Here is a 26,456-nt window from a genome sequence, read left to right as displayed (position 1 = left end):
GAGATCAACCGGCTCCGATAACCACCCTGTACTTCGAAGGACAATAAGGCTATGTACCGCAGGAGCCTCGGCGTTCCCGGTCGGCGAGAGGGCAGTACTAATAGAACGTCAATTCTATTTCGCTCCTGTACACCGCGAAGGTCGTCACCATGCAGGCCTGGCCGTTTAGCCTCATGGTGCCGTTTGAGAGTTTTCCGGCCACGTCCCCGAGTGCTTCCCTCAGCCATTTGCGATGAGCCCCGATGGCGGCGCCAGCAGCCAGACCCGACAAAAGACTCAGCATCTCACTATTGCATGCCCTATTGCTTTCGATTGCTTGTTGCACCACATCTACAGTCATCTCATTGAACATGTGTGTGCGGCTTGAAAAAATATCGGCATATCGCCCCCATAGCGACTTCATGATTAGATAAAGAGCATCCTGCTCGGCGGTCTCGAGATACATTTCATTTTTCCGGAGGTAACTTGTTCAGATATAGGTTGTCCAGTATCAGCTCTTGAAGTTGTTTTTCACTGATGCCGTAAGCCGAAATGAAGTTGAGTTCGTGGGGATAGTCGTCAGCTGTCAGATAGGCAATTGTTCGTCGCCTTTTGCCGTCTATTGCTAGGTATGCATGGCCTCCGGTTATTTTTATGATTTTCGTGCGGCGCCCTCTTACAAAGTTTTCCCAGACATTGTGGATATCGTCGATGGCCGTATTGCTCAATCCGAGATCGGGCGTCGGTTCCTCAAGCCTTAGTACGAGTCGTGGGAACTTGCGCATATCTATCTCGTAACCGAGTTGGGATTGGTGAAAGACAGATATGGAGATTGTCCGCTGCGAATCCCTGTTCTTCCGATCAATGGCCAGTGCTAGGCCACGGTTTTCGGAACCTATTATCGATACACCCCGTAGTGCGTCGGTAGGTAGCATTATTGAATAGGGGCCTATCAATAGGTCGGCATATTCAGCTTTATTGGACCCTGTCGAGCTTATTTTGCATCCACTTATTAAAAGGAAAAGCGCCAAGATAACTGTTTGGCGTATTGGTTTCATGTGTTTATCCAAATTGGCGGTGCGAAGTTAAGTTTAACTATTCGGCGCAAGGGTAAGTTGAAAGAACGTTCAGACTAATTGCCAGGGAAAGTTCGAGGGATTCTGCGGGATCAACCGAAAAGAACTCGCGGAAAATTCCCACGATTGCCACTCGGGAGCTAGGGCTAGGGTAACGAGATGGGCGCGCCTGTAGCCCGCAGCATCCCGCTCAGCCTTCGTTGCGCAGGCTGTACATCCGGCACTCGGCGACCAGCGCCAGCAGGTTCGGATCACGCTCGCGGGCCTTCAGGAATACGACGCCTATGTGCTGTTGCACGCGATAGCGTTCGCGCAGGCGGATCAGCTTCACGCGGTTCTCGTAGACCGCCGCGATGCGCCCCGGCAGCAGCGCGTAGCCGACGCCTGAGCTGACCATGCTGAGCAGGGTGAAGATGTCGTTCACCTGCATGGCGACCTTGGGTTCGAAGCCGGCCTGCTGGAACACCCGCGCGCCATCGCGGTGGGTGGCGAAGCCCTGGGTGAGGGTGATGAAGGTGGAGCCGGCGAGGTCCGCCAGGTCCACTTCTTCCTGGTCGGCGAAGGGCGAATCGGTGGGAACGGCGAGGAAGATATCGTCGGAGAACAGTGGCAGCTGCTCGCAATCCGGATCGCTCACGCTCTCATCCAGGGAGACGAGGATGGCGTCCAGCTCGATGTTCTTCAGGCGGTAGAGCAGGTCGACGTTGGAGCCCAGGGTCAGGTCGATGTTCAGCTCGCTGCGCCGCAGTTTCAGGCCCATCACCAGTTGCGGCACCGTCTTCACCGTCAGTGAATAGAGCGCGCCCAGCTTGAAGCGCTCGGCGGAAAAACCGGCCGCCTCGCGCGTCAGGCGCACCATGTCGACGGCGTCCTGGATCAGCTTCTGCGCTTTCTCTTCCAGCACAAAGGCACTTTCCAGCGGCGTCAGGTTGCGGCCTTCATGCTTGAACAACGGGCAGCGCAGGGCGCTTTCCAGGGAATGGATGGCGCGGTGCACGCTGACGTTGCTGGTGTTCAATTCGGCCGCTGCGCGGGACAGGTTCCCGCTGCGCATGAAGGCGAGGAAGGTCTCCAGCTTCTTCAGGGTCAGTTCTTCGTCGATCTGCATGGGCGGCCGGTTGCCTTCCGTAGGATGGGTGGAGCTTGCGATACCCATCAACCCCGCCGATGGGTATCGCTCCGCTCCACCCATCCTACAGGGCAGCCTTCTCGCCGCGGAGGCGACCTTTAGTGAATAAGCTAATAATGCATAAGCAAATAAATTCTTATTCCTTAACAGATATATGAAGAGCACCTAGACTGCCCAACATCGAAATTCAGCAAGGAGGGCTCGCCATGCGCAGCCAGGCCATTCGCTACCTGATCCTGCCGGGATGGCAGGGCTCCCCCGACGAGCATTGGCAAAGCCATTGGCAACGCAGCCTGCCCAATGCCAGCCGGGTCGAGCAGGCCGACTGGAGCAACCCGGACCGCGCGTCCTGGGTGGAGGCGCTGGAGCGCGCCATCGATGCCGAACGTACTCCGGTGATCCTGATTGCCCACAGCCTGGGCTGCGTGACGGTGGCTCACTGGGCCGCGCAGTCCGACCCGGATGTGCTGCGCCGCGTGCGTGGCGCGCTGCTGGTCGCCCCGGCGGACGTGCAGCGCCCCGGTTGCCCGGAGCCGCTCAAGGGCTTCGCGCCCATTCCGAAGGATCTGCTGCCGTTCCCGACGCTGTTGGTGGGGTCGGACAACGACCACGCCGCCAGTCCCCAGCGGGCGTTGGAAATGGCCCGCACCTGGGGCGCCGAAGCGGCGATCCTCACCGGTGCCGGGCATATCAACGTGAAGTCCGGTCACAGCACCTGGGAGCAGGGCTTCGCCCATCTGTATCGCCTGCAGAGCCGCGTCGAAGAGTCCGCCCGCAAGCGCGCCTGATCCATTCCGTACCCAAGCAATACGCCAGGGTCCGCTGCTTTGCAGCCAGGGCCCGGCGGGAGATTTCGTCATGAGCAAGGAAACCCCCGGCCAGCCACTGCTGACCTTCGCCGACGCCGACCGCAGCCCCCTGAGTATCCGGGCCCGTGCCCTGGTATTCGTCGATGCGCGCTCGCGCCAGTTGCGCGAGGAGGTCGACCAGCTGGCGCCCAGTGCGCTGCCGGTGCTGATCCAGGGCGAAACCGGTACCGGCAAGGAGTTGCTGGCGCGGCAGATTCATCGTTCCAGCGACCGCCCCGGCCTGTTCGTGGCGGTGAGTTGCAGCGCGATCAGCAAGGCTTACGCCGAGGCCGAACTGTTCGGCCACGCCCCAGGCGCCTACAGCGGCTCGGCCAGCAGCCGCGCCGGCTGGTTCGGCTCGGCCAACGGCGGGACGCTCTACCTCGATGAGATCGGCGACCTGCCGCTGCCCTTGCAGGCCAAGTTGCTGTCCGCCCTGGAGAGCCGCGAGGTGATCCGCGTCGGCGCCCATCAGCCGACCCCGGTGGACGCGCGCCTGGTAGCGGCCACCAGCATCGACCTGGCCAAGGCGGTGAATGCCGGCAAGTTCAACGCGCGGCTGTATCAGTATCTCGATGAAGGTCGAGTGGAACTGCCGCCGCTGCGCGAACGCCCGGACGACATTCTGCCGTTGGCGGAGTACTTCCTCGGTATCTACGCCCAGCGACTGGACTTGCCGTTGCCGCTGATCAGCGCATCCGCCCAGGCGGCGCTCGAGGCCTACCCCTGGCCGGGCAATACCCGCGAACTGGAGAACAGCGTGCACTTCGCCCTGCTGGTCAGCGCGGGCGACGAGATCCTGCCCGAGCACCTCAACCTGCCGCCGTTGCCGGGCTATGCGCAGCTCGCGGTGCAGTTGCGCCGGCTGGCGGCAAACGATGCCGAGCGCGATCACCTGCGGCAACTGCTGACCGAAGTGTTGGCAGGTTAGGCGTAATGCGGACGTAGGGTGAACCACGCTTCATCGGTCCACCATTCGGCGTTTCAGAGGGCACCGTCGGTGGATGTAAAAAGCGACATCCACCCTACTCATGGGTCGAGCCCTGCGTAGGGTGGACCCCGCTTCACCGGTCCACCGTTAGGGGGTTCGGCGGTCGCTATTCGTGCAGGTAGTAGAGCTTGTTGATGATGAACCAGCGGCCGCCGATCTTCAGCAGTGACAGGTAGTCGGTGAAGCGCATGTCGGCGTAGTCATCAACCACCTTGGCCGAGGCGCTGTCGCCGGTGATGTCCAGCGACTGGACTTCCCAGAAGGGCGTTTCACCTTCCGCCAGCACCGGTCCGGCATCGCCCAGGGCGCCTGCGAAATCATCCACCGAGAGCCATTCGAGGTCGCCATGGTAGTGGCCGATGATGCGGCTTTCCGGGTGAAAGGCGCTGCGCAGGCGGTCCAGGTCCGCGAAGACCATGCCCTCGACGTACTCACGCAGGACCTGGTGAATGCTGTCCCGATCGGTTTCCTGGGTGGTCATTTCACGCGCTCCTCTGCTGCCGCCAAGTCAGGCAATTCGAAAGGTTAGCCGCCCCGCTGCGGGGCGAGCGATCCGTTCGGCATAAGGGCTAGTCGGGCCCGGAAGCACGGGGTTCCTCTCATCCTGAGAAGCGTCTGTCAGCGGAGCTGCCCGGTGGCTTTCAGGTGATCCTTTACCGAGCGCAGACGCGGCAGTGGCAGGCAGACGAGGAGGGTCAGCGCCAGTACACCCACGCCCATCAGCGGCAGGTTGGACAGTCCCATGTTGGTGCTCAGCCAGAGGCCGCCCAGGAAGGCGCCGCTGGCATTGCCCAGGTTGAAGGCCGCATGGCTGAGGGTGGCGGCGAGGCTCGCCGATTCGCCGGCCTGCTCCACCAGCAGCAATTGCAGCGGCGAGGAAATGGCGAAGCTGGCCACGCCCCAGAGGAACAGACAGCCCAGGGCCAGGACCGGAATCTGTGCGAAGGCGTAGAGGCCCAGCAGGCACAGAGTGCTCACGGTGAAGGCCAGCGGCAGCGCATAGCGGAAACCCTTGTCGGCCAAGCGGCCACCCAGCAGGTTACCCACGGTGAGACCGATGCCGAACAGCAGCAGGGCGAAGTTGGCGTGTTCCGGTTTGAATCCGGATACGTCGCGCAGCAACGGGCTGATGTAGGTGAACACACCGAACAGCGCCACCGACGACAAGCTGCAGACGAACAGCGCGTGCAGCACCGGACGCCGCAGGATGCCATCCCAGGCACCGGCGGCATTGGCTTGTGGCTTCGGCGTGGCGGGCAGCCAGAGTGCTTGTGCCAGCAGGGTGAGGAAGCCCAGGGCGGCCACCACCATGAAGGTCACCCGCCAACTGGTGGCCTGCCCCAACCAGGCGCCGGCCGGTACGCCGAGCACGTTGGCGATGGTCAGGCCGCTGAGCACGAGAGCCATGGCCGAAGCGCGGCGGTGCGGAGGGGCCAGTTCGGCGGCCAGCAGCGTGGCGCAGCCGAAGAAGCCGGCATGGCTGAAGGCGGTGAACATGCGCATGGCCATCAGCCATTCGTAGTTCGGCGCCAGGGCGCAGCCGAGGTTGCCCAGGGCATAGGCGCCCATCAGCCAGAGCAGTGCCTGACGACGCGGCAGGCGACCGAGCAGCGGACCCAGCAATGGCGCACCGATCACCACGCCCATGGCATAGGCGCTGACCAGCAGGCCGGCGTCGGACAAGCTGACCTGGAGGTCTTTGGCGACCTCGGGCAGCAGGCCCATGATGATGAATTCGCTGCTGCCGACAACAAAGCCGCCCAGGGCGAGGGCCAGCAGCGGCAGGGAGAGGAGGGTGCTCGGGTTCATGCGGGTTCCGGTGGCGGGGCTGTTTTGCGAGGGGCGCGGATTCTACGCGCATTTCCTTGCAGGGGGCTTACCGCTGGAGCAGGTGGGGCGGCTCCACCTGTAGGGGCGAATTCATTCGCCAAGGGCAGCGAAGCTGCCCCATTGAACACACGAATGGCAGACCTTCGGCCTGCTTGGCGAATGAATTCGCCCCTACAAGGAAGTTGGCTGGAGCGTAGGGTGGACCACGTTCCACCGGTCCACCATTCGTGGTCAGGCCTGGCTGAGTTGGTGGATGGAAAAAGCGCCATCCACCCTACGATCGAGCTGTGGGAGCGAATTCATTCGCGAATGAATTCGCTTCCACGGGGATGGCTTCAGCCGTTGATGAACTTGCTCAGGAACTGCTTGGTGCGCTCTTCCTTCGGCGCGCTGAACAGCGCCTTGGCATCGCCCTGTTCGACGATCACGCCCTTGTCGATGAAGATCGCGCGGTTGGCGACGTCACGGGCGAAGCTCATCTCGTGGGTGACGATCACCATGGTGCGCTTCTCCTCGGCCAGACCGCGAATGGTGGCGAGCACTTCGCCCACCAGCTCCGGGTCGAGCGCCGAAGTGGGCTCGTCGAAGAGGATCACGTCGGGCTCCATGGCCAGGGCGCGGGCGATGGCCACGCGCTGTTGCTGGCCGCCGGAGAGGCGCTTGGGATAGGCGTCTTCCTTGCCCGCCAGACCGACCTTGGCCAGCAGCTTGCGGGCCTTCTCGACCGCGCGCTCGCGGGGTTCCTTCTTCACCACCACCGGGCCTTCGATGACGTTCTCCAGCGCGGTGCGATGGGGGAAAAGGTTGAAGTTCTGGAACACGAAGCCGACGTGCTGGCGCAGCTTGCGGATCAGCCCTTGCTGCTGCTTCAGCGGCTTGCTCGCGTCGATCTCGATCTGGCCCACTTTGATGAGCCCGCCGCTCGGCACTTCCAGCAGGTTGAGGCAGCGCAGCAGGGTGGTCTTGCCCGAGCCGCTGGGGCCGATGATGGCCACCACTTCGCCCGGCTCGATGGTCAGGTCGATGCCCTTGAGCACCTCCTGGCCCTTGAAGGATTTGGTCAGGTTACGGACGGTGATCATCAGCTGTCCTGCTCATGCTGGTTGACGCGCGCCTCGAGGCGACTCTGGAAATGCGACAGCACGGTGGCCAGCACCCAGTAGATCAGCGCGGCGGCCAGGTACATGGTGAAGATCTCGAAGGTGCGCGCGGTGATCAGCTGCGCCTGGCGGAACAGTTCCGGCACCTGGATGGTGGCAGCCAGCGCGGTGTCCTTGACCAGCGAGATGAAGCTGTTGCCGAGCGGCGGCAGGGCGGTGCGCGCAGCCTGCGGCAGGATGGCGCGAACCAGCGTCTGGGTACGGCTCATGCCGATGCTGGCGGCGGCTTCCCATTGGCCCCGGTCGATGGAGGCGATAGCGGCGCGGAGGATTTCCGAGGTGTAGGCGGCCATGTTCAGCGAGAAGCCGATCAGCGCCGCGGGCAGCGGTTCGAGCTGGATACCCAGCTGCGGCAGCCCGTAATAGATCATGAACAACTGCACCAGCAGCGGCGTGCCCCGGAAGAAGGACACGTAGATCCGCGAGAGCCATTGCAGGGCGGTGAAACCGTAGAGGCGCATCAGGGCGAGGACGAACCCCAGCAGCAGTCCGAAGAACATGCCGCCGAGGCTCAGTACTACCGTAAAAACCGCGCCCTTCAACAGGAAGGGCGCGGAATCCAGCGCAAGTTGAAGGCTTGCGTCGATCATTGGGTCACGTCAGCCTTGAACCATTTCTCGGAGAGCTTTTTCAGGGTGCCGTCGGCCTTCAGCTTGGCCAGTGCCTTGTCGATGGCAGCGAGCAGTTCCGGGTTGCCCTTGCGCAGGGCGATGCCGGCTTCCTGGCGGGAGAAGGGTTCGCCGGTCACGGCCAGCTTGCCGCCGGTTTTCTCGACCATTTCGAAGGCGGCCAGGCGATCCACCAGGATGGCGTCGATGCGGCCGACATTGAGGTCCTGGAACTTGGTGGGGTCGTCGTCGTAGGTACGGATGTCAGCCTGCGGGACGTTTTCCTTCAGCCACTGCTCGTAGTTGGTGCCCAGGCCCACACCGACCTTCTTGCCGGCCAGGTCCGCGGAGGTCTTGATGTCACCCTCGGTGCCCTTGCGCACCAGCGCCTGGATACCGGAGACGGTGTAAGGGGTGGAGAAGTCGTACTTCTTCTTGCGCTCGTCGGAGATGGTCACCTGGTTGATCACCACGTCGAGGCGCTTGGATTCCAGCGCAGCCAGGATGCCGTCCCACTTGGTCGGCTGGAACTCGGCCTTCACGCCCAGCTCCTTGGCCAGCGCCTCGGCCAGTTCCACTTCGAAGCCGGTCAGCTTGCCGCTCTCGTCCTGGTAGTTGAAGGGCGGGTAGGTGCCTTCCAGGCCGACCTTGATGGCGCCTTTCTGCTGGATGTCCTGGAGCAGGTCGGCGGCGGAGCTGGTGCCGACGAAGCTGGCGCCGAGCACCAGGCTCAGGCTGCCGAGGATGAACTGGCGACGCAGGGTTGCAAATGTCATAGGAGCCTCACGGGGCAGGGTGGCTAAAGGTGTCGCAACTCTAGGGATTTGGTTATATGCAATAAAATAATTAAAAATTATTTATTGCTTCAAATAATGCATAAGGCTTTTTCTGAATCTGTTCAGGGCCGGCGAGCTAGAGAAGAACAAGGCGAAAATGGCTGAGGAAGCGGAGTCTACGAGTTGTAAATGAGCATTCCGAAGCCATTTTCAACGCAGTTTTTCCGACGCGCAGCTGACCATGAACAGATTCTAGGTACCCGCTGGATGATAGGCGAACAGTGCCGGGGAGCCACCGGTGTGCAGGAACAGCACCGGCCCGTCACCTTCGAAAGCACCCTTGGCGAGGCCATCGAGCAGGCCGGCGAAGGCCTTGCCGGTGTACACCGGGTCCAGCAGCAGGCCTTCAAGGCTGGCGGCCTGGCGCACGGCGTCCAGGGTTCCGGCGTTCGGCTCGCCATAGCGCGGGAAGAAATACTCGTCCCACAGCTCCACCTTGAGCGCCCCCGGTACCGGCACGCCGAGCAGGTCGGCGGTGCGCTGCAGCAGGCCTTCGACTTTCGGGCGCTGGGTGGCGTCCGGGCGCGAGACGGTGACGCCGACCACGCGCGTGCCGGGCAGGGCGTATTCCAGCGCCAGGGCCAGGCCCGCATGGGTACCGGCGCTGCCAGAGGCCAGGACCACGGCGGAGAAGGTCTCGCCGCTCACCTTGATCTGTTCGGCCAGCTCCAGGCCGGCGCGCACATAACCCAGCGCACCCAGGGCGTTGGAACCACCGATGGGCACCAGGTAGGGCTTCTTGCCGGCAGCGCGCAGGCGTTCGGCCGCAGCGGCCAGCAACTCGTCGGCGTTATCCAGGTTGGCGACCAGCTCGCACTCGGTGCCGAACAGGTCCAGCAGCAGGCGATTGCCATTGCCGAGGTAGTTGCTGTCGGAGGTGCCGATGGGGTTTTCCAGCAGCGCTACGCAACCCAGGCCGAGGCGCGCGGCGAGGGCGGCCGTCTGGCGCACGTGGTTGGACTGGATGGCGCCGGCAGTCACCAGGGTATCCGCGCCCTGGGCCAGGGCGTCAGCGGCGAGGAATTCCAGCTTGCGCACCTTGTTGCCGCCGAGGGCGAAGGGGGTGAGGTCGTCGCGCTTCACATAGACGTCACGGCCGAGCTTCTGCGACAGGTGCGCAAGCTTCTCCAGCGGCGTGGGCGAGGGAACCAGTTCCAGGCGGGAAAAGCGGGCGAGGGCTGCATCGAGCATGGTGTGGTTCCGGTAGGCGGTTGCGAAGGCTGCCACTCTAGTGAGCCGGGGCGTTGCAGGCAATTCGCAGACGCGACATGAAAGTACTGCTCAGTCAGGCCGAGGACGTTATCAGCTCATCCGTTTATAGATAAGAAATGGAATATAAGAATAAGAAAACGGTATTTGTTCGTTATAAAAAATCTCCGTAGTGTCGCCCTCAACCCGGCACACCCAGACCGGGCATCCCAACACTTGCTCGTGGCTGAAGATCCAGCCGGAGCCGCAGAATCGAAAAGGATCATCATGAAGAAGACCCTGCTGTTGACCGCTCTGGCTGCCGCCCTGTCCGTCACCTTCGCCCAGGCTGGCGAGAAGCTCGTCGTCGCTGCCACCCCGGTACCGCACGCTGAAATCCTGGAGCTGATCAAACCTCAGCTGGCGAAGGAAGGCGTGGACCTGGAAGTGAAGGTCTTCACCGACTACGTGCAACCCAACGTGCAGGTCGACCAGAAGCGCCTGGACGCCAACTACTTCCAGACCAAGCCCTACCTGGACAACTTCAACAGCGGCAAAGGCACCCACCTGGTGATCGTCAAGGGCGTGCACGTCGAGCCCTTCGGCGGCTACTCCAGCAAGTACAAATCCCTGAAAGAGCTGCCGGACGGCGCCACCATCGCCCTCCCCAACGAAGGCAGCAACAGCGGCCGCGCCCTGATCCTGCTGCAGAAAGCCGGCGTGATTAAGCTGAAGGATCCGAAGAACGCCCTGGCCACCCCCAAGGACATCGCCGAGAACCCGCACAACTTCAAGTTCAAGGAACTGGAATCGGCCCTGCTGCCGCGCGTGCTGGATCAGGTCGACCTGGCCCTGATCAACACCAACTACGCGCTGGAAGCCAAGCTGAACCCGACCAAGGACGCGCTGGTGCTGGAAGACCGCACCTCGCCCTACGTGAACTACCTGGTGGCCCGTCCGGACAACAAGGACAGCGAAGCCATCAAGAAACTCTCCGCCGCGCTGACCAGCCCGGAAGTGAAAGCCTTCATCGAGCAGAAGTACTCCGGCGCGGTCGTGCCGGCGTTCTGATCACCTGCTAGCCACGGTGGTGCACTGGCCAGTGCACCCCTCCTCACGCCGACGAGTCTCGACTATCGTCGGCGTTCTTTTTTCTGCTGCGGCTCCGTAGGGCGTGAGACTTGTAGGGGCGAATTCATTCGCCAAGCAGGCCGAAGGCCTGCCCTGCAAAGTCGGGCCCGCTTCGCGGTCCTTGGCGAATGAATTCGCCCCTACAGGGAACGCAGCTCGCTGTCAGGAGTGTTCCCATGTCCACCCCCAAACCCGGCCTGTCCACCCGTTCCGTCCACAGCGGCAACGAGGTCGACCGCAGGATGGTCACGCGGCCCAAGAGCCTGCCCATCTACGAATCCTCGGTGTTCGTCTATGACTCGCTGGAGCAGGTGGACGACTTCCTCGCCGGCAACCCCGACAACTACATGTACACGCGCATCGCCAACCCCAACCAGGCAGCGGTGGAAGAACTGGTGTGCCAGCTGGAAGGTGGTGAAGCAGCGCTGTTCTCCGCGTCCGGCATGGCCTCGGTGAGTGCGGCGTTGCTGGGCCGGTTGAATGCTGGCGACCACCTGATCGCCAGCCGCGAGCTCTACGGCACCACCCAGAGCCTGATCGAGAAGGAGCTGGCGCGTTTTGGCATCACCGCCACCCTGGTGGAGATCAACGATCTGGCGGCGGTGGAAGCAGCCATCACCCCGGCGACGAAACTCATCTACACCGAAACCGCCTCCAATCCGCTGGTTCGGGTCAGCGATGTACCGACACTGGCGAAGCTCGCCAAGGCCCGTGGCCTGAAGCTGCTGGTGGACAACACCTTCCTCTCGCCGGCGCTCTACAACCCGCTGGCCGCAGGGGCCGACCTGGTGCTGCACAGCACCACCAAGTACCTCAACGGCCATAGCGACGCTACCGGCGGCATCCTGGTTGGCGATGCCGAGTGGATCGCCCAGGCGCGGCGTTTCCAGATCAACGCCGGTGGTAGCGCCAGCCCGTTCGAGGCCTGGCTGACCTTCCGTGGCGCCAAGACCCTCGCCCTGCGCATGAAAGCGCACTCGGCCAACGCCCAGGCCTTGGCCGAAGCCCTGGAGGCCCACTCGAAAGTGGCCCAGGTGTTCTATCCGGGCCTGCCTTCTCACCCGGACCACGCGCTTGCTCAGCGGCTGTTCCCGAAGGGCGCTTCGGGGATGCTCAGCTTCACCCTGCACGGCGGCTTGGCTGAAGTGGACGCGCTGATCCGTGCCCTGAAGAACACCGCTTTCGCACCGTCCCTCGCGGGCGTCGCCAGCAGCATCACCCACCCCGGCAAGACGTCCCACCGCGCCCTGTCGCCGGAAGCCCTGGCCGAGCTGGATATCCATGACGGCACCATCCGTGTGTCGGTGGGTATTGAGGACGCGGCCGATATCGTTCAGGACTTCGTGCAGGCGTTGGATAGGCTCTGATTTCCCGCCCAAACGGGTCACGAATCATGTTGTAGGAGCGAATTCATTCGCGAAGGTCGCGCGCAGCGCGGCCGTTGCCACGCCCTCCTGCGGAGGTCTTCGCGAATGAATTCGCTCCTACAGGCTGTTCATATCCATATTCGATAACGGTATTTCCACGGCTGCTCTTATGCCCGCTATTCTCTCGCCACAACTTGTTATAACAAGTCAGGATTGCGAGCGAACAAAGACATGGCCGAACTGCTTCCCCTCTCCCCGGTGCCGCTCTACAGCCAGCTCAAGGAGCTGCTGCGCGGGCGCATCCTCGACGGCACCTACCCGCCCCACAGCCGCATGCCCTCGGAAAGCGAGCTGGGCAAAGCGTTTGGTGTCAGCCGCATCACCGTGCGCCAGGCGCTGGGCGACCTGCAGAAGGAAGGCCTGATCTTCAAGATCCACGGCAAGGGCACTTTCGTCGCCAAGCCCAAGGCTTTCCAGAACGTCAGCACCCTCCAGGGCCTGGCCGAGTCCATGACCCAGATGGGCTACGAGGTGCTGAACCGCCTGCGCAGCTTCAAGCACGTGCCGGCCAGTGCCCTGGTGGCCGCGCGACTGCAAGTGGAGGAAGGCAGCCCGGTGACCGAAATCCGCCGCGTCCGCCTGATCAACCGTGAGCCGGTGTCCCTGGAAATCACCTGGCTGCCGAAGGCGGTGGGCGAGAAGCTGGAGAAGGCCGACCTCGCCACCCGCGACATCTTCCTCATCCTCGAAAACGACTGCGGCATTCCCCTCGGCCATGCCGACCTCGCCATCGATGCGGTACTTGCCGACGGCGACCTGACCCAGGCGCTGGAAGTGGAAGAAGGCTCGCCGATCATGCGCATCGAGCGCCTGACCCACGCTGCCGACGGCACGCCGCTGGACTTCGAACACCTTTACTACCGCGGCGATGCCTTCCAGTACCGCCTGCGCATCGACCGTCAGAAGGGGCCCCAGGCATGAGCACCCGAGAACAGGAATACGACATCGTCGTCATCGGCGGTGGCACCGCCGGCCCGATGGCCGCCATCAAGGCCAAGGAAAAGACCCGCGAGCTGCGCGTGCTCTTGCTGGACAAGGCCAACGTCAAGCGCAGCGGCGCCATCAGCATGGGCATGGACGGCCTGAACAACGCCATCATCCCCGGCCACGCGACGCCCGAGCAGTACACCAAGGAAATCACCATCGCCAACGACGGCATCGTCAACCAGGCGACCGTGCACGCCTACGCCACCCACAGCTTCGAAACCATCGAGCAACTCGACCGCTGGGGCGTGAAGTTCGAGAAGGACGAGACCGGCGACTACGCGGTGAAGAAGGTCCACCACATGGGCGCCTACGTGCTGCCCATGCCCGAGGGCCACGACATCAAGAAGGTGCTCTACCGCCAGCTCAAGCGCGCACGGGTGGAAATCAGCAACCGCATCGTCTGCACGCGCCTGCTGCTGGATGGCGAGGGCGCGGCGAGCGGGGTGATGGGCTTCGACTGCCGCAGCGGCGAATTCCGGGTGATCCGCGCCAAGGCGGTGATCCTTGCCTGCGGCGCCGCGGGCCGCCTCGGCCTGCCGTCTTCCGGCTACCTGATGGGCACCTACGAGAACCCCACCAATGCCGGCGACGGCTACGCGATGGCCTATCACGCCGGGGCGGAGCTTTCGAACCTGGAGTGCTTCCAGATCAACCCGCTGATCAAGGACTACAACGGCCCGGCCTGCGCCTACGTTACCGGTCCGCTGGGCGGCTACACCGCCAATAGCAAGGGCGAGCGCTTCATCGAGTGCGACTACTGGAGCGGCCAGATGATGTGGGAGTTCCACCAGGAACTCGAAGGTGGCAACGGCCCGGTGTTCCTCAAGCTCGATCACCTGGCCGAGGAAACCATCCAGACCATCGAGGAAATCCTCCACAGCAACGAGCGCCCGAGCCGTGGCCAGTTCCACGCCAACCGGGGCACCGACTACCGCTCGCAGATGGTCGAGATGCACATCTCCGAGATCGGCTTCTGCTCCGGCCATTCAGCGTCGGGCGTGTGGGTCAACGAGAAGGCCGAGACCTCGGTGAAAGGCTTGTACGCGGCGGGCGATATGGCCGCCGTACCGCACAACTACATGCTCGGTGCCTTCACCTACGGCTGGTTCGCCGGGATCAACGCGGCGGACTACGTGGCAGGTCGCGACTTCGCCGAGGTCGATGCCGAGCAGGTGGAGCGTGAGCGGGCGCGGGTCTTCGCCCCGCTGGAGCGTGAGCACGGCCTGCCGCCGGCCCAGGTGGAATACAAGCTGCGGCGCATGGTGAATGACTACCTGCAGCCGCCCAAGGTGACCAAGAAAATGGAGATCGGCCTTACGCGCTTCGCCGAGATCGAACGGGACCTGGCGCAGATGAAGGCCAACAACCCCCACGAGCTGATGCGCGCCATGGAAGTGGCGGTGATCCGCGACTGCGCCGAGATGGCTGCCCGCGCCTCGCTGTTCCGTGCAGAAAGCCGCTGGGGCCTGTACCACCACCGCGTGGACTTCCCCGAGCGCAACGACGCCGAGTGGTTCTGCCACTGCCACCTGAAGAAGGGCGAGGATGGCCGCATGACCAGCTTCAAGAAAGCGGTGGAGCCGTACCTCATCCCGCTGGATGCCGAGGAGCAGCAGGCCTATGACCGCCTGCGGGTGAAGACCGAAGCGGCCGCCTAGCTCCAAGTGATTTTGTACCGAGAGTTGCTGCAACAACGCATAACGAGAGCCCCAGGCTCCAAGGAATCGTGAAATGGCCCATCAACCCCAGGAAATCTTCTTCCGCAGCAGCGCGCCGGTGACCATCGACGAAGACAAGTGCATCGCCGAAAAAGGCTGCACCGTTTGCGTCGAGGTCTGCCCGATGGACCTTCTGGCCATCAACCCGGCCACCCAGAAGGCCTACATGGCCTTCGACGAATGCTGGTACTGCATGCCCTGCGAGAAGGACTGCCCGACCGGCGCGGTGAAGGTGGAGATTCCTTACTTGCTGCGCTGATCGACTTTCCCTTCTCCATCCGGGAGAAGGTGCCCCGAAGGGGCGGATGAGGGAAACACCGAGCCGCTCGGAGCACCCTCACCCCAGCCCTCTCCCAGAGGGAGAGGGAGCAAAAAATGCCATCCGGCCCACCCCCGGACGCCTCACCTGAAAGCCCCTCGTTTCCCACCACCCGACCACGTGGCGGAGACGATTCCAACACTCATGATTCGAGGGGAAAAACCCATGCGTCTTCGTGCAACCGTCGCCGGCCTCGCGCTGGCCATCTCCAGCCTGTCCGCCTCCGCGGAAACCATCCGTATCGCCATCGGCACCCAGGACACCACCATCAACTGCGCCACCGGCGGCCTGCTCATTCGCGAGCTGGGCCTGCTGGAGAAGTACCTGCCCCATGACGGCAAGTACAAGGACGCCGACTACCAGGTGGAGTGGAAGAACTTCACCAGCGGCGCGCCGCTGACCAACGAAATGGTCGCCGGCAAACTGGACTTCGGCGCCATAGCCGACTTCCCCGGCTCCTTCAATGGCGTCGCCCACCTGGATGCCGGCAAGCAGAGCCTGTTCATCAGCGTGCTCTCGGGCAGCACCCGGGGCAGCGGCAACGGCATCGTGGTGCCGGCCTCATCGCCGGTGCAGTCGCTGGCCGAACTCAAGGGCAGGACCATTTCCGTGCCCTTCGCCTCCACCGCTCACGGCATGCTGCTGCGCGCGGTCGCTGCCCAAGGCTGGGACCCGGAGAAGGACGTGCGGATCATCGCCCAGCCGCCGGAAATCGCCGGCTCCGCCCTGCGCAGCAACCGCATCGAGGCGCACGCCGATTTCGTGCCCTTCGCCGAGCTGTTCCCCAACCGTGGCTTCGCCCGCAAGATCTACGACGGCTCCCAGGCCGAGGCGCCCACCTTCCACGGTGCGCTGGTGGATGCGGCCTATGCGAAGAAATACCCGGAGATCGTCACCGCCTATCTGCGCGCCAGCCTGGAGGCCGACCGCCTGTTCGCCGCTGAACCGGAGAAATACAGCGAGCTGATCGAGAAGGTCACCGGCATCGAGGCCGAGGTGAATTACCTGTTCCACGGCCCCCTTGGCCTGCAGACCCGCGACCTCACCTGGAAGCCCGAGTACCGAAAGGCGGTCGCCACCTCCATCGACACCCTGAAGCTGCTGAAGAAGACCGACCGTGGCCTGGACACCGCCAAGTTCATCGACGACCAGTACATCCGCTCGGCGTTCAAGGCGGCGGGCCAGGACTACGACAAGGCGCTGAAGAACTACGAGCCGCTGCCGCTCAAGGCTAACGACGCAGCTACCGGCAAGCCGATCACCGACTTCAAGCGCCTGGCGCAGATCTGGGTGCGCGGTGAAGACAAGGTGCGCCACTACGCTTCGCCGGAAGCAGCGCTGACCGCGCTGGCGCAACTGGAGCAGGAGGGCAAGGACATCCGCGCCATCTATGCCCAGGCCACCGACAGCGGTATCAAGCTGCTGGCCAACCAGGCCTGGTTCGTGCGCAACGACAAGGGCGAGCTGAGTGCCTTCCTGCTCAAGTCCCAGGCCGAGCAGTACGCCCAGCAGAACGGTGGCACCGCGCTCGATTTCGTGAGTGCCAACCAGAAGCTGGTGGCCCAGCGCTGATGCCAACGTAGGGTGCGCTGCGCGCACCGGAATCTCACTGCGGGCTTTCCGGTGCGCACGGCACACCCTACGGGAATCGGAGGAGTTCCCATGACAAATCTGTACCGCTGGCCCTTGCGCCTCGCTTCATTGGCCGCCTGCCTGCTGTTCTGGCAACTGGCTGCCAACGCGCGCCTGGACCTCGGGCTGTTCACCTTCACCTACGTGCCCACGCCCGCTGCCGTGCTCGACGCGGCCTGGCAGTTGGCGCACTCCAGCAAGCTGCTGCCGCACCTTGCCAGCAGCCTGTCGCGGGTGTTCGCCGGCTACCTCGCCGCGGCCCTGCTGGGCGTGTTGCTGGGGCTGCTCATCGGCCGCTCGAAATGGGCCGAGGACAGCCTCTTGCCGCCGCTGGAAGTGCTGCGGCCGATCCCTGCGGTGGCCTGGATTCCCTTGGCCATCCTGATGTTCCCCTCGTCCGAGCTGTCGATGGTGTTCATCACCTTCACCGGCGCGCTGTTCCCGATCCTGCTCAACACCGTGCACGGCGTGGAAGCAGTGGACCCGCGCCTGATCGCCTCCGCGCGCAGCCTGGGTGCTGGTCGTCTGGCGATCCTCCGTGAAGTGATCCTGCCCGGCGCGGCACCGAGCATCGTCACTGGCCTCGCCATCGGCATGGGCACATCGTGGTTCTGCCTGGTCACCGCCGAGATGATCTCCGGGCAGTTCGGCATCGGTTATTACACCTGGGAGTCCTACGTGGTGCAGAACTACGCCGACATCGTCGTCGGCATGCTGCTGATCGGCCTACTCGGCATGGGCAGCAGCGCCCTGGTGAAGCGCCTGGGCGCACTCGCTACGCCGTGGTACCACGCGCGGAGGAATGCTTGATGAGCAGCTTCGAACGCGCAGTGGAACCTGGCCGCATCGAGGCCCGGGGCGTCTCCATTCGCCTAGGGCAGGGCAAGCAAGCCTTCGAGGCAGTGCAGTCCCTGGACTTCGCCATCGCACCGGGGGAATTCGTCTGCATCCTCGGCCCTTCCGGCTGCGGCAAGTCCACCTTGCTTGGTGCCCTGGCCGGCCACCTCAAGCCTAGCGCTGGCAGTCTGGAGGTGGATGGCCAGCCGGTCGCGGGGCCTTCGCCCGAGCGCGGCATGGTGTTCCAGCACCACACGCTTCTGCCCTGGCGCAGCGTGCTCGATAACGTCGCCTTCGGCTTGAAGATGCAAGGCATCGGTAAGCGCGAACGGCAGCGCCGCTCCGCCGAATTCCTCGGCCTGGTCGGGCTCGGCGACTTCGCCGAACGCTGGCCCAGCCAACTCTCCGGCGGCATGCAGCAGCGCGCCGAGATCGCCCGCGTACTGATCAACCGCCCTCGGCTTCTGCTGATGGACGAACCCTTCGGCGCGCTGGATGCGCAGACCCGCTCGCGCATGCAGGAACTGCTGCTGGATATCTGGACACGCATCCGCACCACCGTAGTGTTCGTCACCCACGACATCGACGAGGCGCTGTTCCTCGCCGACCGCATCCTGGTGATGAGCCCGCGCCCCGGGCGCTTCATCGAAGACCTGCGCCTGGACTTCCCGCGTCCTCGCCGCGCCAGCCTGCTCACCAGCCCCGGCTTCACCCATCTCAAGCGTCATTGCCTGGAACTGCTGCGCCACGAAGAAGGCCGCGAGTTGCCACGCCTGACCCCGCTGGGACTGCCCACCGACCACCCGCCATTGCGAGTCGCCCTATGACCCACCGTGAAACCGACAACCCTGACATCCTCGACCTGCTGCCACGCCTCGCCGCTGACGATGCCGGCGTACGTCGCATTGCCCTGATCGAACTGGCCGACCTGGAAGACCCGGAGGGCCTGCCCTGGCTCACCGATGCCCTGGTGGTGGACCCGGCCGCCGAGGTGCGCGCCGAGGCCGCGCGCCTGCTGGAAGCCTGGGAAGAGCCGGGAGTTGTGCAGGCCCTTTGTGCTGCCCTGGCGGACGCCGCCGAGCCCGTGCGCCTGGCTGCCGCCCAGAGCCTTAGCGAACTGAAAAGCCTGGAGGCGGGGCAATTGATCCTGCCCTGGGTGACCCACGCCGATGCCTTCGTCCGCAGCAGCGCCCTTCGTGCCCTGCGCGAACTGCGCCTGGAAGATGCAGCAAGTCCCGCGCTGCTGGCGCTGAGTGATAGCGAGGCTTCGGTGCGCCGCGAGGCGGTGGGCATTCTGGGTTGGCTCAAGCACGGCGAGGCATTGCCGGCGCTGGCGCGCCTGGCCAGCGACGATGCGGATACCGAGGTACGTCGTGCCGCCACAGGAGCCCTCGGCCTGGCTCGTGACGCCGGGGTGCTGCCGGCCCTCTACGCCGCGCTGCGCGATGCCACCTGGCAGGTCCGCGAGGAAGCCGCCACCACCCTCGGCAAAGTCGGGTTGGCCGAAGCCGGTCCCGCGCTGGTGAAGGCCCTGGAAGACGATTACTGGCAGGTCCGCCTGCGCGCCGCCCGTGCCCTGGGCCGCCTGCGTTATCGGCAGGCCCTGGCCGAGCTGGCCACCCTGCTCGGTCATGGCATCGCCAACCTGCGCAAGGAAGCTGCGCTGGCACTGGGTGAACTGGGCGACGCCGCCGGGCTACCTGCCCTGCACGCGGCGGAAGCCGACAGTGATCCGGAAGTCCGCAAGGCGGTGCGCATTGCTCTCGCGCAACTGCAAGGGGCTGCCTGATGGCGACCCCCAGCGCCCTGCGCAATTCCCGTAGCCAGGCGCGCCTGAGCCTGGAGTGGACCGATGGTGAACACCAGCAGATCAGCCACACCCGCCTGCGCGGCGCCTGCCCCTGCTCACAGTGCAAGGCCGCGCGGTTGCGCGGGGCGATTACGGTGGTGAACGAAGGCGTGCGCCTGGAACGCATCGCGCTTCAGGGGTATGGCGTGCAGCTGGTGTTCAGCGATGGGCACGAGCGCGGGATTTATCCCTGGGACTACCTGCGGGAGTTGGGGGCACGTAATGGCTAGCAGGATGAAGCCGATTCGGTAGGGTGCGCCGTGCGCACCAGCGGTTTTACCTAGTACCGAAGCCGATCCCGGAATCGGTGCGCACAGCGCACCCTACGGCCCTGCACGTTCTGCGATGTGGGAGCGAATTCATTCGCGAATGAGCTCGCTCCCTCGTTGCGTGCCCAGCACATGCCGGCAGAACGCGATGCAAACCAGGGCGAAGACGATGAGTCCGAGCCACTCCGCCGTATCACTGAATCCGGGACCGACCAGGGCCAGCGGGGCATCCTTGCCGGAAGTGCCGATCAGGCTGGCGAGCAGGATGCCCATCAGGCTCTCGCCGACGATCAACCCGGAGGCCAGCAGCACACCACGGCGACGGGGCACTTCGGCGTAGCGCTCCAGGTCCTGCCCGGCAGCCTGGGCGCGCCTGGCCAGGCGGCTGTCGATCAGCCAGCCGAGTGCGGCGCCGATCACCAGGGTCATGCCGATTGTCGGTGGCAGGTAGATACCCAGCCCCACCGCGAGTACCGGCAGGCTGGCCTTGCTGGTGCGGCGCAGGGCCAGGTCGACGAGGATCAGGGCGATCCCCAGTACGACGCCGATGAGGATCATGTTCCAGTTCAGCGCGTCCTTGAAAATGCCGCTGGCGATGGCGGTGAGCAAGGTCGCCTGTGGCGCCGCCAGGGCCTGCTGCGGGTCCATGCCGTCACGGGGCAGGGCGCCGGGGAAGCCGTAGGCGTTGTAGAGCAGGTCGAGTACCGGTGGGATCACCAGTGCGCCCACCAGGCAGCCGACGATCAGCGCCACTTGCTGGCGCCAGGGTGTGGCGCCGACCAGGTAGCCGGTCTTGAGGTCCTGCAGGTTGTCGTTGGAGATGGCCGCGATGGCCAGCACCACTGAAGTGGTGAACAGCGCCAGGGCGATGGCGACCTTGCCTTCGGCCAGTTGCAGCAGACCGGACTCCAGGCTGCCCATACCGAGGATCAGCAGCGACACCAGGATCACCGCGATGATGCCGATGCCGGAGATCGGGCTGCTGGACGAACCCACCAGGCCGGCCATGTAGCCGCAGGCGGCGGCGATCAGGAAGCCGAAGAAGAAGGCGAAGAACACGCAGCCGGCCACGAAGCCCCAGAACCCGAAACCGGACAATTCCGGCGCGGCCTCGTGGAGGAAGTTGGCGAAGACGCCGAGCAGCGCGAGCAACAGCAGCCCGGCCAGCAGCAGGATCGCCTTGGGCGGCATGTCGTGCTCGGTGCGGGCGGTGCTCATCTCACCCTTGCCGCGAACTGCGCGCAGGGACGTCCACACGCCTTGCGCCATGGGCTTGAACAGGGTGGCCAGGGTCCAGAGCGCGGCGATGCCGATGGTGCCTGCGCCGAGGAAGCGCACCTGCGAACTCCACAACTGAGTGGCCAGCTCACTCAATCCCTGGCCGTCGGCAGGCGTCGCGTTGAAGGTCAACAGCGGCACCGCCACGCCCCAGCAGATGAGTACGCCGATGAGGATGGCGATTCCGGCTGTGATGCCCATCAGGTACCCCGCGCCGACCAGGGCGAAGGAGAAGCCGGTGGAGAAACGGAAGGCCGCCTGCCCGGCGCCCAGCCAGAGGCTGATGCTCTCGCCGAGCACCTTGAAGCCGCTGCTGCACAGGCTGAAGGCCGCGGCCACCAGGCCGCCGCCGAGGATGTCGCGCAGGCCGGGTTCGCCGCGACTCCGCGCCGCGTGCTTATCGTCGCCTTCGTCGCTGCTGCCGACCCGGAGGATCTCCGCCGCCGCCACACCTTCGGGGTAGGGCAACTCGCTCTGCACCACCATTACGCGACGCAGCGGGATGGTGTAGAGCACGCCGAGGATGCCGCCGATGGCGCAGATCATCGCGGTCTGCCAGAAGGGAAAGCCCGTCCAGTAACCGATCATCAACAGACCGGGGAGGATGAAGATGATCGAGGACAGGGTGCCGGCTGCCGAGGCCTGAGTCTGCACCATGTTGTTCTCGAGAATGTTCGAGCCCTTGAAGTAGCGCAGCACCGCCATGGAGATCACGGCGGCGGGTATCGACGAGGCGAAGGTCAGGCCGACCTTGAGGCCGAGGTAGACGTTGGAGGCGGTGAACACCAGGGTGATCAGCGCGCCCAGGATCAACCCGCGCAGGGTGAGTTCGGGCAGGTCGAGGTGGTCAGGGACGCGGTCCGTCATGTTGCTCTCCCAGGGACATGCCGGCGGGGTTGCGCCGGCACGGGAAAGCCTAGACCACGGGGCGCAGCCCGATCAGAACGGCTTGTCGCCCAGGATGGTCGCGCGGTGCATCACGCGGCGCTGCGGCCGGTAATCGTCAACGGCGAAATGCTGGGTGATGCGGTTGTCCCAGAAGGCCACGTCGCCCACCTGCCAGCGCCAGCGAATGGTGAACTCCGGGCGGGTGGAGTGAGCGAAGAGCAGGCGCAGCAGCGCATCGCTTTCCGCTGCCGAGAGTTCGTTGATGCGGGTAGTGAAGCCCTCGTTGACGAAGAGTCCCTTGCGTCCGGTAACCGGGTGAGTACGTACCACCGGATGGCTGCGCGGCGGGTGCTTGCGCTTGGCATCCTCCAGGCGCTCGTGCTCTTCGGCGGTGAGGCTGAATCGCTCCTCGGGGAAGGAGCGGGACAGGTCGTGGGTCGCGGTGAGGCCTTCGAGCAATTGCTGGATGGGTTTGGACAGCGCGTCGTAGGCCGCACTGCTGCTGGCCCAGAGCGTGTCGCCGCCATAAGGCGGGAGCTGCTTGGCGGCGAGCACCGCACCGAGTGCCGGGGTTTCCAGGAAGGTCACGTCGGTGTGCCAGAGGGCGTTGTCGCGCACATCGGTCACTGCGGTATCCAGGACCAGCACTTCCGGCTGATCGGGAATGTTCGGATAGATCGGGTGGATGTGCAGGTCGCCGAAGTTGCGGGCGAAGGCGGCCTGCTGCTGCGGGTTCAGTGGCTGGTCGCGGAAGAACAGCACCTGGTGGATGAGCAGGGCGCGCTCCACCGCTTCACGCAATGGGGCGTCGAGCGGCTTGCTGAGGTCGAGGCCTTCGACCACGGCGCCGAGGGCAGGGGAGAGCGGGGTGATGTGTAGGGGCATGGTGTGTCTCCTGAAACCGTGGGGCGGGGATTCCCTCACCCCGGCCCCGCTCTGCGCCCCGGCCGGATCGCTTCGCGGTTCGGCGCTCATCGGCACCGGAAGCGGTGCTTCCAAGAGCGTGCCGCTTCGCCCCGGAGGGAAAGGGGGATGTTCGTGTGAGCTGGGAATTCTTGTGTGGCACCAACTGGCTCCCCTCTCCCTTTGGGAGAGGGGCTGGGGGTGAGGGAGCTGCGTCTAGCGTCCTTGCCCATGCCAGGGCACGAGCTTGCGTTGCAGGGCGCGCAGGCCGAGTTCGAGCGCGAAGGCGATCAGGGCGATGACGAGGATGCCGAGGATCACCACGTCTGTGACCAGGAACTGCGCCGCCGACTGCACCATGAAGCCCAGGCCACGGGTGGCGGCCACCAATTCGGCGGCCACCAGGGTGGACCAGCCGACGCCGAGGCCGATGCGCACGCCGGTGAGGATGTCTGGCAGGGCGCTGGGCAGGATCACATGGCGGATCAGTTGCGCCTGGGTGGCGCCCAGCGACTGTGCCGCGCGCAACCGCGCCGGGTCGACATTGCGCACGCCAGTGGCGGTGGCGATGGCGATAGGGGCGAAGATCGCGAGGAAGATCAGCAGCACCTTGGACAGCTCGCCGATGCCGCACCAGATGACGATCAAGGGCAGGTAGGCCAGCGGCGGAATCGGTCGGTAGAACTCGATCAGCGGGTCGAAGATGCCGCGGGCGATGCGGTTGCGGCCGATGGCGATGCCCAGCGGAACGGCGGTCAGCACCGCCGCCAGCAGCGCCAGGCCGATGCGCCCGAGGCTCGCGCCCAGGTGCTGCCAGAGGCTGGCGTCCATGTAGCCCTGGGTCAGCAGCACCCAACCCTTGCGGGCGATGGCCTGCGGGCTGGGCAGGAACAGCGGTTCGATCAGGCCGGCGGTGGTTACCGCCCACCAGGCCAGCAGCAGGCTGCCGAGGGTCAGCAGGCTGATGGACAGGGTGCTCAGGGGGCGGCGCTGGCGCGGTTTCACGGTCGTTGCGGACTTGCTGGCCAGGGTCAGGTCGAGGCTGCTCATGCGCTTCTCCTATGACGTTCGGCGAAGACCTGGGCGAGCACGTGCTCGCGCGTTTCGATGAACTGCGGGTCGGACTTGATCGCCCGTGCGCTTTCCCCGGCGGCGTAGCGTTGGCCGAAGTCCAGGCGCAGGCGCTCGGCGATGCGGCCCGGATTGGGCGACAGCAGAATGAGTTCGGTGGAGAGGAAGACGGCTTCCTCGATGTCGTGGGTGATCAGGAACACCGGTTTCGCCGCGCGTCGCCAGACCTGCAGCAACAACTCCTGCATCTGTTCGCGAGTGAAGGCATCGAGTGCGCCGAAGGGCTCGTCCATCAGCAGTACGCGCGGGTCGGCGGCCAGGGCGCGAGCGATGCCGACGCGCTGTTTCTGTCCACCGGAAAGCTCCCAGATGCGGCGCTTGTCGAAGCCGGCCAGGTCTACCAGGGCGAGCATCTCGCGGGCGCGGGCTTCGCGCTCGGCGCGCGACACGCCCGCCAGTTCGAGGCCAAAGGCGACATTGCCGAGCACGTCCTGCCAGGGCAGCAGGGCATCGTCCTGGAACACCACGCCTCGTTCGGCGCTAGGGCCGCTGACGGGGACGCCGTCGAGGCTGATGCGGCCGGCGCTGGGGCTGACGAAGCCGGCAATGAGGTTGAGCAGGGTGGTCTTGCCGCTGCCGGAAGGACCGAGGGCCACCAGCAGCTCACCGGGGCCGAGGTCGAAGGTTATGTCGGTCAGTACCGGCTCGGCCGCGCCTGGGTACTGTGCGCTGATGCGCTCCAGTTGGAGTAAGGCCATTTTCTGCGGATCTCGAATGGGCCTGCCCGGAGCGGCCGGGCAGGCGGGGGTGGATCAATTGGTGACGTATTTCGAGCTGACATAGGGCGCGTAATCCGGCAGCACGGCGTCGACCTTGCCCTGCTCCTTGAGGAAGGCAGCGGTCTCGCTGATGGCCTGGGTGGTGGGCGCGCCGAGTGCGGTGGCCTGGTCGGCGGCCAGCGGGAAGACGTTGCCCTGCAGCAGGAGCGGGATGTCTTCGGCCTTGGCGCCGGAGAGTTTCACCAGCTTGTCGATGTTGCCCTTGTCGGCCAGCCAGGCTTTCGGGTCCTTGCGGTAGTCGGCGTAGGCGTCGAGGGTCACCTTGGCGAAGGCGCGGACGACTTCAGGGTGCTTCTCGGCGAAATCCTTGCGCACGATCCAGGCGTCGAAGGTGGGAGCGCCCAGCTTGCCCAGTTCGGCGGAGCTGATCAGCACCTTGCCGTTGGATTTGGCCACGCCCAGTGCCGGGTCCCAGACGTAGGTGGCGTCAATGTCGCCGCGCTGCCAGGCAGCGACGATGGCTGGCGGCGCGAGGTTGAGGATGGTCACCTTGGTGGGGTCGATCTGCCAGTGCTTCAGGGCGGCCAGCAGGCTGTAGTGGCCGGTGGAAACGAAGGGCACGGCGATCTTCTTGCCAATCAGGTCTTCGGGCTTGGTGATGCCGGCGCCGTTGCGCGCCACCAGGGCTTCGGCGTCACCGATCTGAGTGGCGATGAGGAAGGTCTGGATCGGCAGCTGGCGAGTGGCGGCGGCAGCCAGCGGGCTGGAGCCGACATAGCCGATCTGCACGTCACCGGAGGCGACGGCGGTGATGACTTCAGCGCCGCTGTCGAACTTGCGCCAATCGATCTCGGATTTGCTGGCCTTTTCATAGGCGCCATCGGCCTGGGCCACCTTGGCCGGGTCGACGGTGGTCTGGTAGGCGACAGTGAAGTCCGCGGCCTGGGCGCTCAGTGCCAGGCCGCCAAGGGTGAGGGCCGCCAGCAGGCGACGGGGGAACAGGGACGGAATCATGGGGTGCTCCTCAACGGGCTGGGGGCCGGTCTTGGAGGCCGGTCCACGGGACAGGGTGTTGCGCTCTGGGGATGTCCGGTGGTCCGGTGAAGAGAATTTAATTGATCTAAAAAAAGCGAAATAAATAATTTTTTAGCATTAGCTTAGGTCGGGCGGATTGCTGCCTCCGTAGAATTGCTTATTGCTGAAAGTTCTTTGCATCTAAAAAATAATTCTTTTTAGAAATTAGCCTTCGCCTTCTAGAGTGGCGGCCTGCCGAAAGCGGACCGCCGCATCGCATTTGCACCGGAGCCTGTGAAAACGACAGTGGCTTCGAAGGTCACGCAGCGGCGCGTCGCGTCTGCTCCTGCTCCGGGCACCCCAACACCCTTACAAGATCGCAATGGAGCATCGAGCATGAACAAGTCGTCCCTCGCCCTGGCCGTCACCCTCGGCGTGCTGGCCCAGCAAGCCGCCGCCGCTGGTTTCATCGAAGACAGCAAGGCCAGCCTGACCCTGCGCAACTTCTACATCAACTCGGACAACCGTCAGTTCGCCGACGCGCCGTCCAAGCAGGAAGAGTGGGGCCAGGGCTTCCTCTTCAACTACGCCTCCGGCTACACCGAAGGCACCGTGGGCGTCGGCGTCGATGCCCTCGGCCTGTTGGGCGTGAAGCTGGATTCCGGCAAGGGCCGCCACTACAACCCGACCAGCGCCAGCTACGGCGGCA

The 26,456-nt window shown here is 64.5% G+C and carries 27 protein-coding genes; 13 read left to right on the top strand and 14 right to left on the bottom strand.

Features of this window, described 5'->3' with window-relative positions; all coding sequences use genetic code 11:
• Positions 1-97: 97 nt before the first annotated feature.
• The 3 genes from MnOB_RS02280 to MnOB_RS02270 form a co-directional block, all read right to left on the bottom strand.
• Positions 98-445, bottom strand: coding sequence for a hypothetical protein (locus MnOB_RS02280; RefSeq protein ID WP_077521573.1), 348 nt, complete (start codon positions 443-445; stop codon positions 98-100).
• Between the two features lies 1 nt (position 446).
• Positions 447-764, bottom strand: a complete 318-nt coding sequence (locus MnOB_RS02275; protein ID WP_077521571.1) for a hypothetical protein — start codon at positions 762-764, stop codon at positions 447-449.
• 481 nt (positions 765-1,245) lie between these two features.
• The gene (locus tag MnOB_RS02270) at positions 1,246-2,163 is read right to left on the bottom strand and encodes a LysR family transcriptional regulator (protein WP_077521569.1); all 918 of its coding nucleotides are present in this window, start codon (positions 2,161-2,163) and stop codon (positions 1,246-1,248) included.
• A 227-nt stretch (positions 2,164-2,390) separates the two neighbouring features.
• On the opposite strand from MnOB_RS02270, the gene MnOB_RS02265 reads away from it, so the two are divergent.
• Both MnOB_RS02265 and MnOB_RS02260 read left to right on the top strand, forming a co-directional pair.
• A complete protein-coding gene (locus tag MnOB_RS02265) occupies positions 2,391-2,972 on the top strand; it encodes an RBBP9/YdeN family alpha/beta hydrolase (protein WP_077521567.1) in 582 nt (193 codons plus the stop codon).
• A gap of 70 nt (positions 2,973-3,042) precedes the next feature.
• A complete protein-coding gene (locus tag MnOB_RS02260; protein ID WP_077521565.1) occupies positions 3,043-3,963 on the top strand; it encodes a sigma 54-interacting transcriptional regulator in 921 nt (306 codons plus the stop codon).
• A 166-nt stretch (positions 3,964-4,129) separates the two neighbouring features.
• Here the strand turns inward: MnOB_RS02260 and MnOB_RS02255 are convergent, their stop codons facing one another.
• The 6 genes from MnOB_RS02255 to MnOB_RS02230 form a co-directional block, all read right to left on the bottom strand.
• On the bottom strand, positions 4,130-4,504 hold the full coding sequence (locus tag MnOB_RS02255) for a nuclear transport factor 2 family protein (protein ID WP_077521563.1): 375 nt from the start codon (positions 4,502-4,504) through the stop codon (positions 4,130-4,132).
• A 137-nt stretch (positions 4,505-4,641) separates the two neighbouring features.
• Entirely contained in the window at positions 4,642-5,832 is a 1,191-nt protein-coding gene (locus MnOB_RS02250; RefSeq protein WP_077521561.1) for an MFS transporter, read from the bottom strand.
• Between the two features lie 356 nt (positions 5,833-6,188).
• Positions 6,189-6,935: an L-cystine ABC transporter ATP-binding protein TcyN gene (gene tcyN / locus MnOB_RS02245; protein WP_077521559.1), complete on the bottom strand. Its 747-nt coding sequence runs from the start codon at positions 6,933-6,935 to the stop codon at positions 6,189-6,191.
• A complete protein-coding gene (gene tcyL / locus MnOB_RS02240) occupies positions 6,935-7,603 on the bottom strand; it encodes a cystine ABC transporter permease (protein ID WP_077521557.1) in 669 nt (222 codons plus the stop codon). Before tcyL ends, tcyN begins: the two co-directional genes overlap by 1 nt.
• Positions 7,600-8,397, bottom strand: a complete 798-nt coding sequence (tcyJ, locus tag MnOB_RS02235; protein WP_077521555.1) for a cystine ABC transporter substrate-binding protein — start codon at positions 8,395-8,397, stop codon at positions 7,600-7,602. Before tcyJ ends, tcyL begins: the two co-directional genes overlap by 4 nt.
• A gap of 252 nt (positions 8,398-8,649) precedes the next feature.
• Positions 8,650-9,648, bottom strand: coding sequence for a D-cysteine desulfhydrase (locus MnOB_RS02230; RefSeq protein WP_077521553.1), 999 nt, complete (start codon positions 9,646-9,648; stop codon positions 8,650-8,652).
• 285 nt (positions 9,649-9,933) lie between these two features.
• Here MnOB_RS02230 and MnOB_RS02225 point away from each other — a divergent pair, with 285 nt between their 5' ends.
• The 10 genes from MnOB_RS02225 (at position 9,934) to MnOB_RS02180 (ending at position 19,775) form a co-directional block, all read left to right on the top strand.
• The gene (locus tag MnOB_RS02225) at positions 9,934-10,716 is read left to right on the top strand and encodes a MetQ/NlpA family ABC transporter substrate-binding protein (RefSeq protein ID WP_077521551.1); all 783 of its coding nucleotides are present in this window, start codon (positions 9,934-9,936) and stop codon (positions 10,714-10,716) included.
• A 236-nt stretch (positions 10,717-10,952) separates the two neighbouring features.
• Positions 10,953-12,143 carry a trans-sulfuration enzyme family protein gene (locus MnOB_RS02220; RefSeq protein ID WP_077521548.1) on the top strand — a complete coding sequence of 397 codons (1,191 nt, stop codon included), beginning with the start codon at positions 10,953-10,955 and terminating at the stop codon, positions 12,141-12,143.
• A gap of 231 nt (positions 12,144-12,374) precedes the next feature.
• Positions 12,375-13,124 carry a GntR family transcriptional regulator gene (locus MnOB_RS02215; protein ID WP_077521546.1) on the top strand — a complete coding sequence of 250 codons (750 nt, stop codon included), beginning with the start codon at positions 12,375-12,377 and terminating at the stop codon, positions 13,122-13,124.
• Positions 13,121-14,848, top strand: a complete 1,728-nt coding sequence (locus tag MnOB_RS02210) for a fumarate reductase/succinate dehydrogenase flavoprotein subunit (protein WP_077521544.1) — start codon at positions 13,121-13,123, stop codon at positions 14,846-14,848. Before MnOB_RS02215 ends, MnOB_RS02210 begins: the two co-directional genes overlap by 4 nt.
• A 73-nt stretch (positions 14,849-14,921) precedes the next feature.
• The gene (locus MnOB_RS02205) at positions 14,922-15,167 is read left to right on the top strand and encodes a 4Fe-4S dicluster domain-containing protein (RefSeq protein WP_028629110.1); all 246 of its coding nucleotides are present in this window, start codon (positions 14,922-14,924) and stop codon (positions 15,165-15,167) included.
• Between the two features lie 225 nt (positions 15,168-15,392).
• Entirely contained in the window at positions 15,393-16,799 is a 1,407-nt protein-coding gene (locus MnOB_RS02200; RefSeq protein ID WP_077521542.1) for an ABC transporter substrate-binding protein, read from the top strand.
• A 90-nt stretch (positions 16,800-16,889) separates the two neighbouring features.
• Positions 16,890-17,669, top strand: coding sequence for an ABC transporter permease (locus MnOB_RS02195; protein WP_077521540.1), 780 nt, complete (start codon positions 16,890-16,892; stop codon positions 17,667-17,669).
• Entirely contained in the window at positions 17,669-18,523 is an 855-nt protein-coding gene (locus MnOB_RS02190; RefSeq protein ID WP_077521538.1) for an ABC transporter ATP-binding protein, read from the top strand. Before MnOB_RS02195 ends, MnOB_RS02190 begins: the two co-directional genes overlap by 1 nt.
• Positions 18,520-19,485 carry a HEAT repeat domain-containing protein gene (locus tag MnOB_RS02185; protein WP_077521536.1) on the top strand — a complete coding sequence of 322 codons (966 nt, stop codon included), beginning with the start codon at positions 18,520-18,522 and terminating at the stop codon, positions 19,483-19,485. Before MnOB_RS02190 ends, MnOB_RS02185 begins: the two co-directional genes overlap by 4 nt.
• Positions 19,485-19,775 carry a gamma-butyrobetaine hydroxylase-like domain-containing protein gene (locus tag MnOB_RS02180; protein WP_077521534.1) on the top strand — a complete coding sequence of 97 codons (291 nt, stop codon included), beginning with the start codon at positions 19,485-19,487 and terminating at the stop codon, positions 19,773-19,775. The genes MnOB_RS02185 and MnOB_RS02180 overlap by 1 nt, the downstream gene beginning before the upstream one ends.
• 129 nt (positions 19,776-19,904) lie before the next feature.
• On the opposite strand, the gene MnOB_RS02175 is transcribed toward MnOB_RS02180, so the two are convergent.
• From MnOB_RS02175 to tauA, 5 genes are all read right to left on the bottom strand, one after another.
• Entirely contained in the window at positions 19,905-21,959 is a 2,055-nt protein-coding gene (locus tag MnOB_RS02175; RefSeq protein ID WP_077521532.1) for an OPT family oligopeptide transporter, read from the bottom strand.
• Between the two features lie 72 nt (positions 21,960-22,031).
• On the bottom strand, positions 22,032-22,865 hold the full coding sequence (tauD, locus tag MnOB_RS02170; protein WP_077521530.1) for a taurine dioxygenase: 834 nt from the start codon (positions 22,863-22,865) through the stop codon (positions 22,032-22,034).
• Positions 22,866-23,099: 234 nt separating this feature from the next.
• Entirely contained in the window at positions 23,100-23,933 is an 834-nt protein-coding gene (gene tauC, locus MnOB_RS02165) for a taurine ABC transporter permease TauC (protein WP_077521528.1), read from the bottom strand.
• The gene (gene tauB / locus MnOB_RS02160) at positions 23,930-24,712 is read right to left on the bottom strand and encodes a taurine ABC transporter ATP-binding subunit (RefSeq protein ID WP_077521526.1); all 783 of its coding nucleotides are present in this window, start codon (positions 24,710-24,712) and stop codon (positions 23,930-23,932) included. Before tauB ends, tauC begins: the two co-directional genes overlap by 4 nt.
• Positions 24,713-24,766: 54 nt before the next feature.
• On the bottom strand, positions 24,767-25,747 hold the full coding sequence (gene tauA, locus MnOB_RS02155) for a taurine ABC transporter substrate-binding protein (RefSeq protein ID WP_077521524.1): 981 nt from the start codon (positions 25,745-25,747) through the stop codon (positions 24,767-24,769).
• Between the two features lie 396 nt (positions 25,748-26,143).
• On the opposite strand from tauA, the gene MnOB_RS02150 reads away from it, so the two are divergent.
• Positions 26,144-26,456, top strand: a 313-nt coding sequence (locus MnOB_RS02150; protein ID WP_158713761.1) for an OprD family outer membrane porin, incomplete at its 3' end; no start/stop codon positions are given.

The sequence above is a fragment of the Metapseudomonas resinovorans genome, from assembly GCF_002003485.1.
Lineage (GTDB): Bacteria > Pseudomonadota > Gammaproteobacteria > Pseudomonadales > Pseudomonadaceae > Metapseudomonas > Metapseudomonas resinovorans_D.
The sequence above is the reverse complement of the archived record's forward strand: the minus strand, read 5'-3'. Positions and strand labels throughout refer to the sequence as shown.

Bases quoted from the DNA above. Each gene is read 5' to 3' on its own strand.
- MnOB_RS02280 (WP_077521573.1), bottom strand. From the start codon at position 445: ATGTATCTCGAGACCGCCGAGCAGGATGCTCTTTATCTAATCATGAAG.
- MnOB_RS02275 (WP_077521571.1), bottom strand. From the start codon at position 764: ATGCGCAAGTTCCCACGACTCGTACTAAGGCTTGAGGAACCGACGCCC.
- MnOB_RS02270 (WP_077521569.1), bottom strand. From the start codon at position 2,163: ATGCAGATCGACGAAGAACTGACCCTGAAGAAGCTGGAGACCTTCCTC.
- MnOB_RS02265 (WP_077521567.1), top strand. From the start codon at position 2,391: ATGCGCAGCCAGGCCATTCGCTACCTGATCCTGCCGGGATGGCAGGGC.
- MnOB_RS02260 (WP_077521565.1), top strand. From the start codon at position 3,043: ATGAGCAAGGAAACCCCCGGCCAGCCACTGCTGACCTTCGCCGACGCC.
- MnOB_RS02255 (WP_077521563.1), bottom strand. From the start codon at position 4,504: ATGACCACCCAGGAAACCGATCGGGACAGCATTCACCAGGTCCTGCGT.
- MnOB_RS02250 (WP_077521561.1), bottom strand. From the start codon at position 5,832: ATGAACCCGAGCACCCTCCTCTCCCTGCCGCTGCTGGCCCTCGCCCTG.
- tcyN (WP_077521559.1), bottom strand. From the start codon at position 6,935: ATGATCACCGTCCGTAACCTGACCAAATCCTTCAAGGGCCAGGAGGTG.
- tcyL (WP_077521557.1), bottom strand. From the start codon at position 7,603: ATGATCGACGCAAGCCTTCAACTTGCGCTGGATTCCGCGCCCTTCCTG.
- tcyJ (WP_077521555.1), bottom strand. From the start codon at position 8,397: ATGACATTTGCAACCCTGCGTCGCCAGTTCATCCTCGGCAGCCTGAGC.
- MnOB_RS02230 (WP_077521553.1), bottom strand. From the start codon at position 9,648: ATGCTCGATGCAGCCCTCGCCCGCTTTTCCCGCCTGGAACTGGTTCCC.
- MnOB_RS02225 (WP_077521551.1), top strand. From the start codon at position 9,934: ATGAAGAAGACCCTGCTGTTGACCGCTCTGGCTGCCGCCCTGTCCGTC.
- MnOB_RS02220 (WP_077521548.1), top strand. From the start codon at position 10,953: ATGTCCACCCCCAAACCCGGCCTGTCCACCCGTTCCGTCCACAGCGGC.
- MnOB_RS02215 (WP_077521546.1), top strand. From the start codon at position 12,375: ATGGCCGAACTGCTTCCCCTCTCCCCGGTGCCGCTCTACAGCCAGCTC.
- MnOB_RS02210 (WP_077521544.1), top strand. From the start codon at position 13,121: ATGAGCACCCGAGAACAGGAATACGACATCGTCGTCATCGGCGGTGGC.
- MnOB_RS02205 (WP_028629110.1), top strand. From the start codon at position 14,922: ATGGCCCATCAACCCCAGGAAATCTTCTTCCGCAGCAGCGCGCCGGTG.
- MnOB_RS02200 (WP_077521542.1), top strand. From the start codon at position 15,393: ATGCGTCTTCGTGCAACCGTCGCCGGCCTCGCGCTGGCCATCTCCAGC.
- MnOB_RS02195 (WP_077521540.1), top strand. From the start codon at position 16,890: ATGACAAATCTGTACCGCTGGCCCTTGCGCCTCGCTTCATTGGCCGCC.
- MnOB_RS02190 (WP_077521538.1), top strand. From the start codon at position 17,669: ATGAGCAGCTTCGAACGCGCAGTGGAACCTGGCCGCATCGAGGCCCGG.
- MnOB_RS02185 (WP_077521536.1), top strand. From the start codon at position 18,520: ATGACCCACCGTGAAACCGACAACCCTGACATCCTCGACCTGCTGCCA.
- MnOB_RS02180 (WP_077521534.1), top strand. From the start codon at position 19,485: ATGGCGACCCCCAGCGCCCTGCGCAATTCCCGTAGCCAGGCGCGCCTG.
- MnOB_RS02175 (WP_077521532.1), bottom strand. From the start codon at position 21,959: ATGACGGACCGCGTCCCTGACCACCTCGACCTGCCCGAACTCACCCTG.
- tauD (WP_077521530.1), bottom strand. From the start codon at position 22,865: ATGCCCCTACACATCACCCCGCTCTCCCCTGCCCTCGGCGCCGTGGTC.
- tauC (WP_077521528.1), bottom strand. From the start codon at position 23,933: ATGAGCAGCCTCGACCTGACCCTGGCCAGCAAGTCCGCAACGACCGTG.
- tauB (WP_077521526.1), bottom strand. From the start codon at position 24,712: ATGGCCTTACTCCAACTGGAGCGCATCAGCGCACAGTACCCAGGCGCG.
- tauA (WP_077521524.1), bottom strand. From the start codon at position 25,747: ATGATTCCGTCCCTGTTCCCCCGTCGCCTGCTGGCGGCCCTCACCCTT.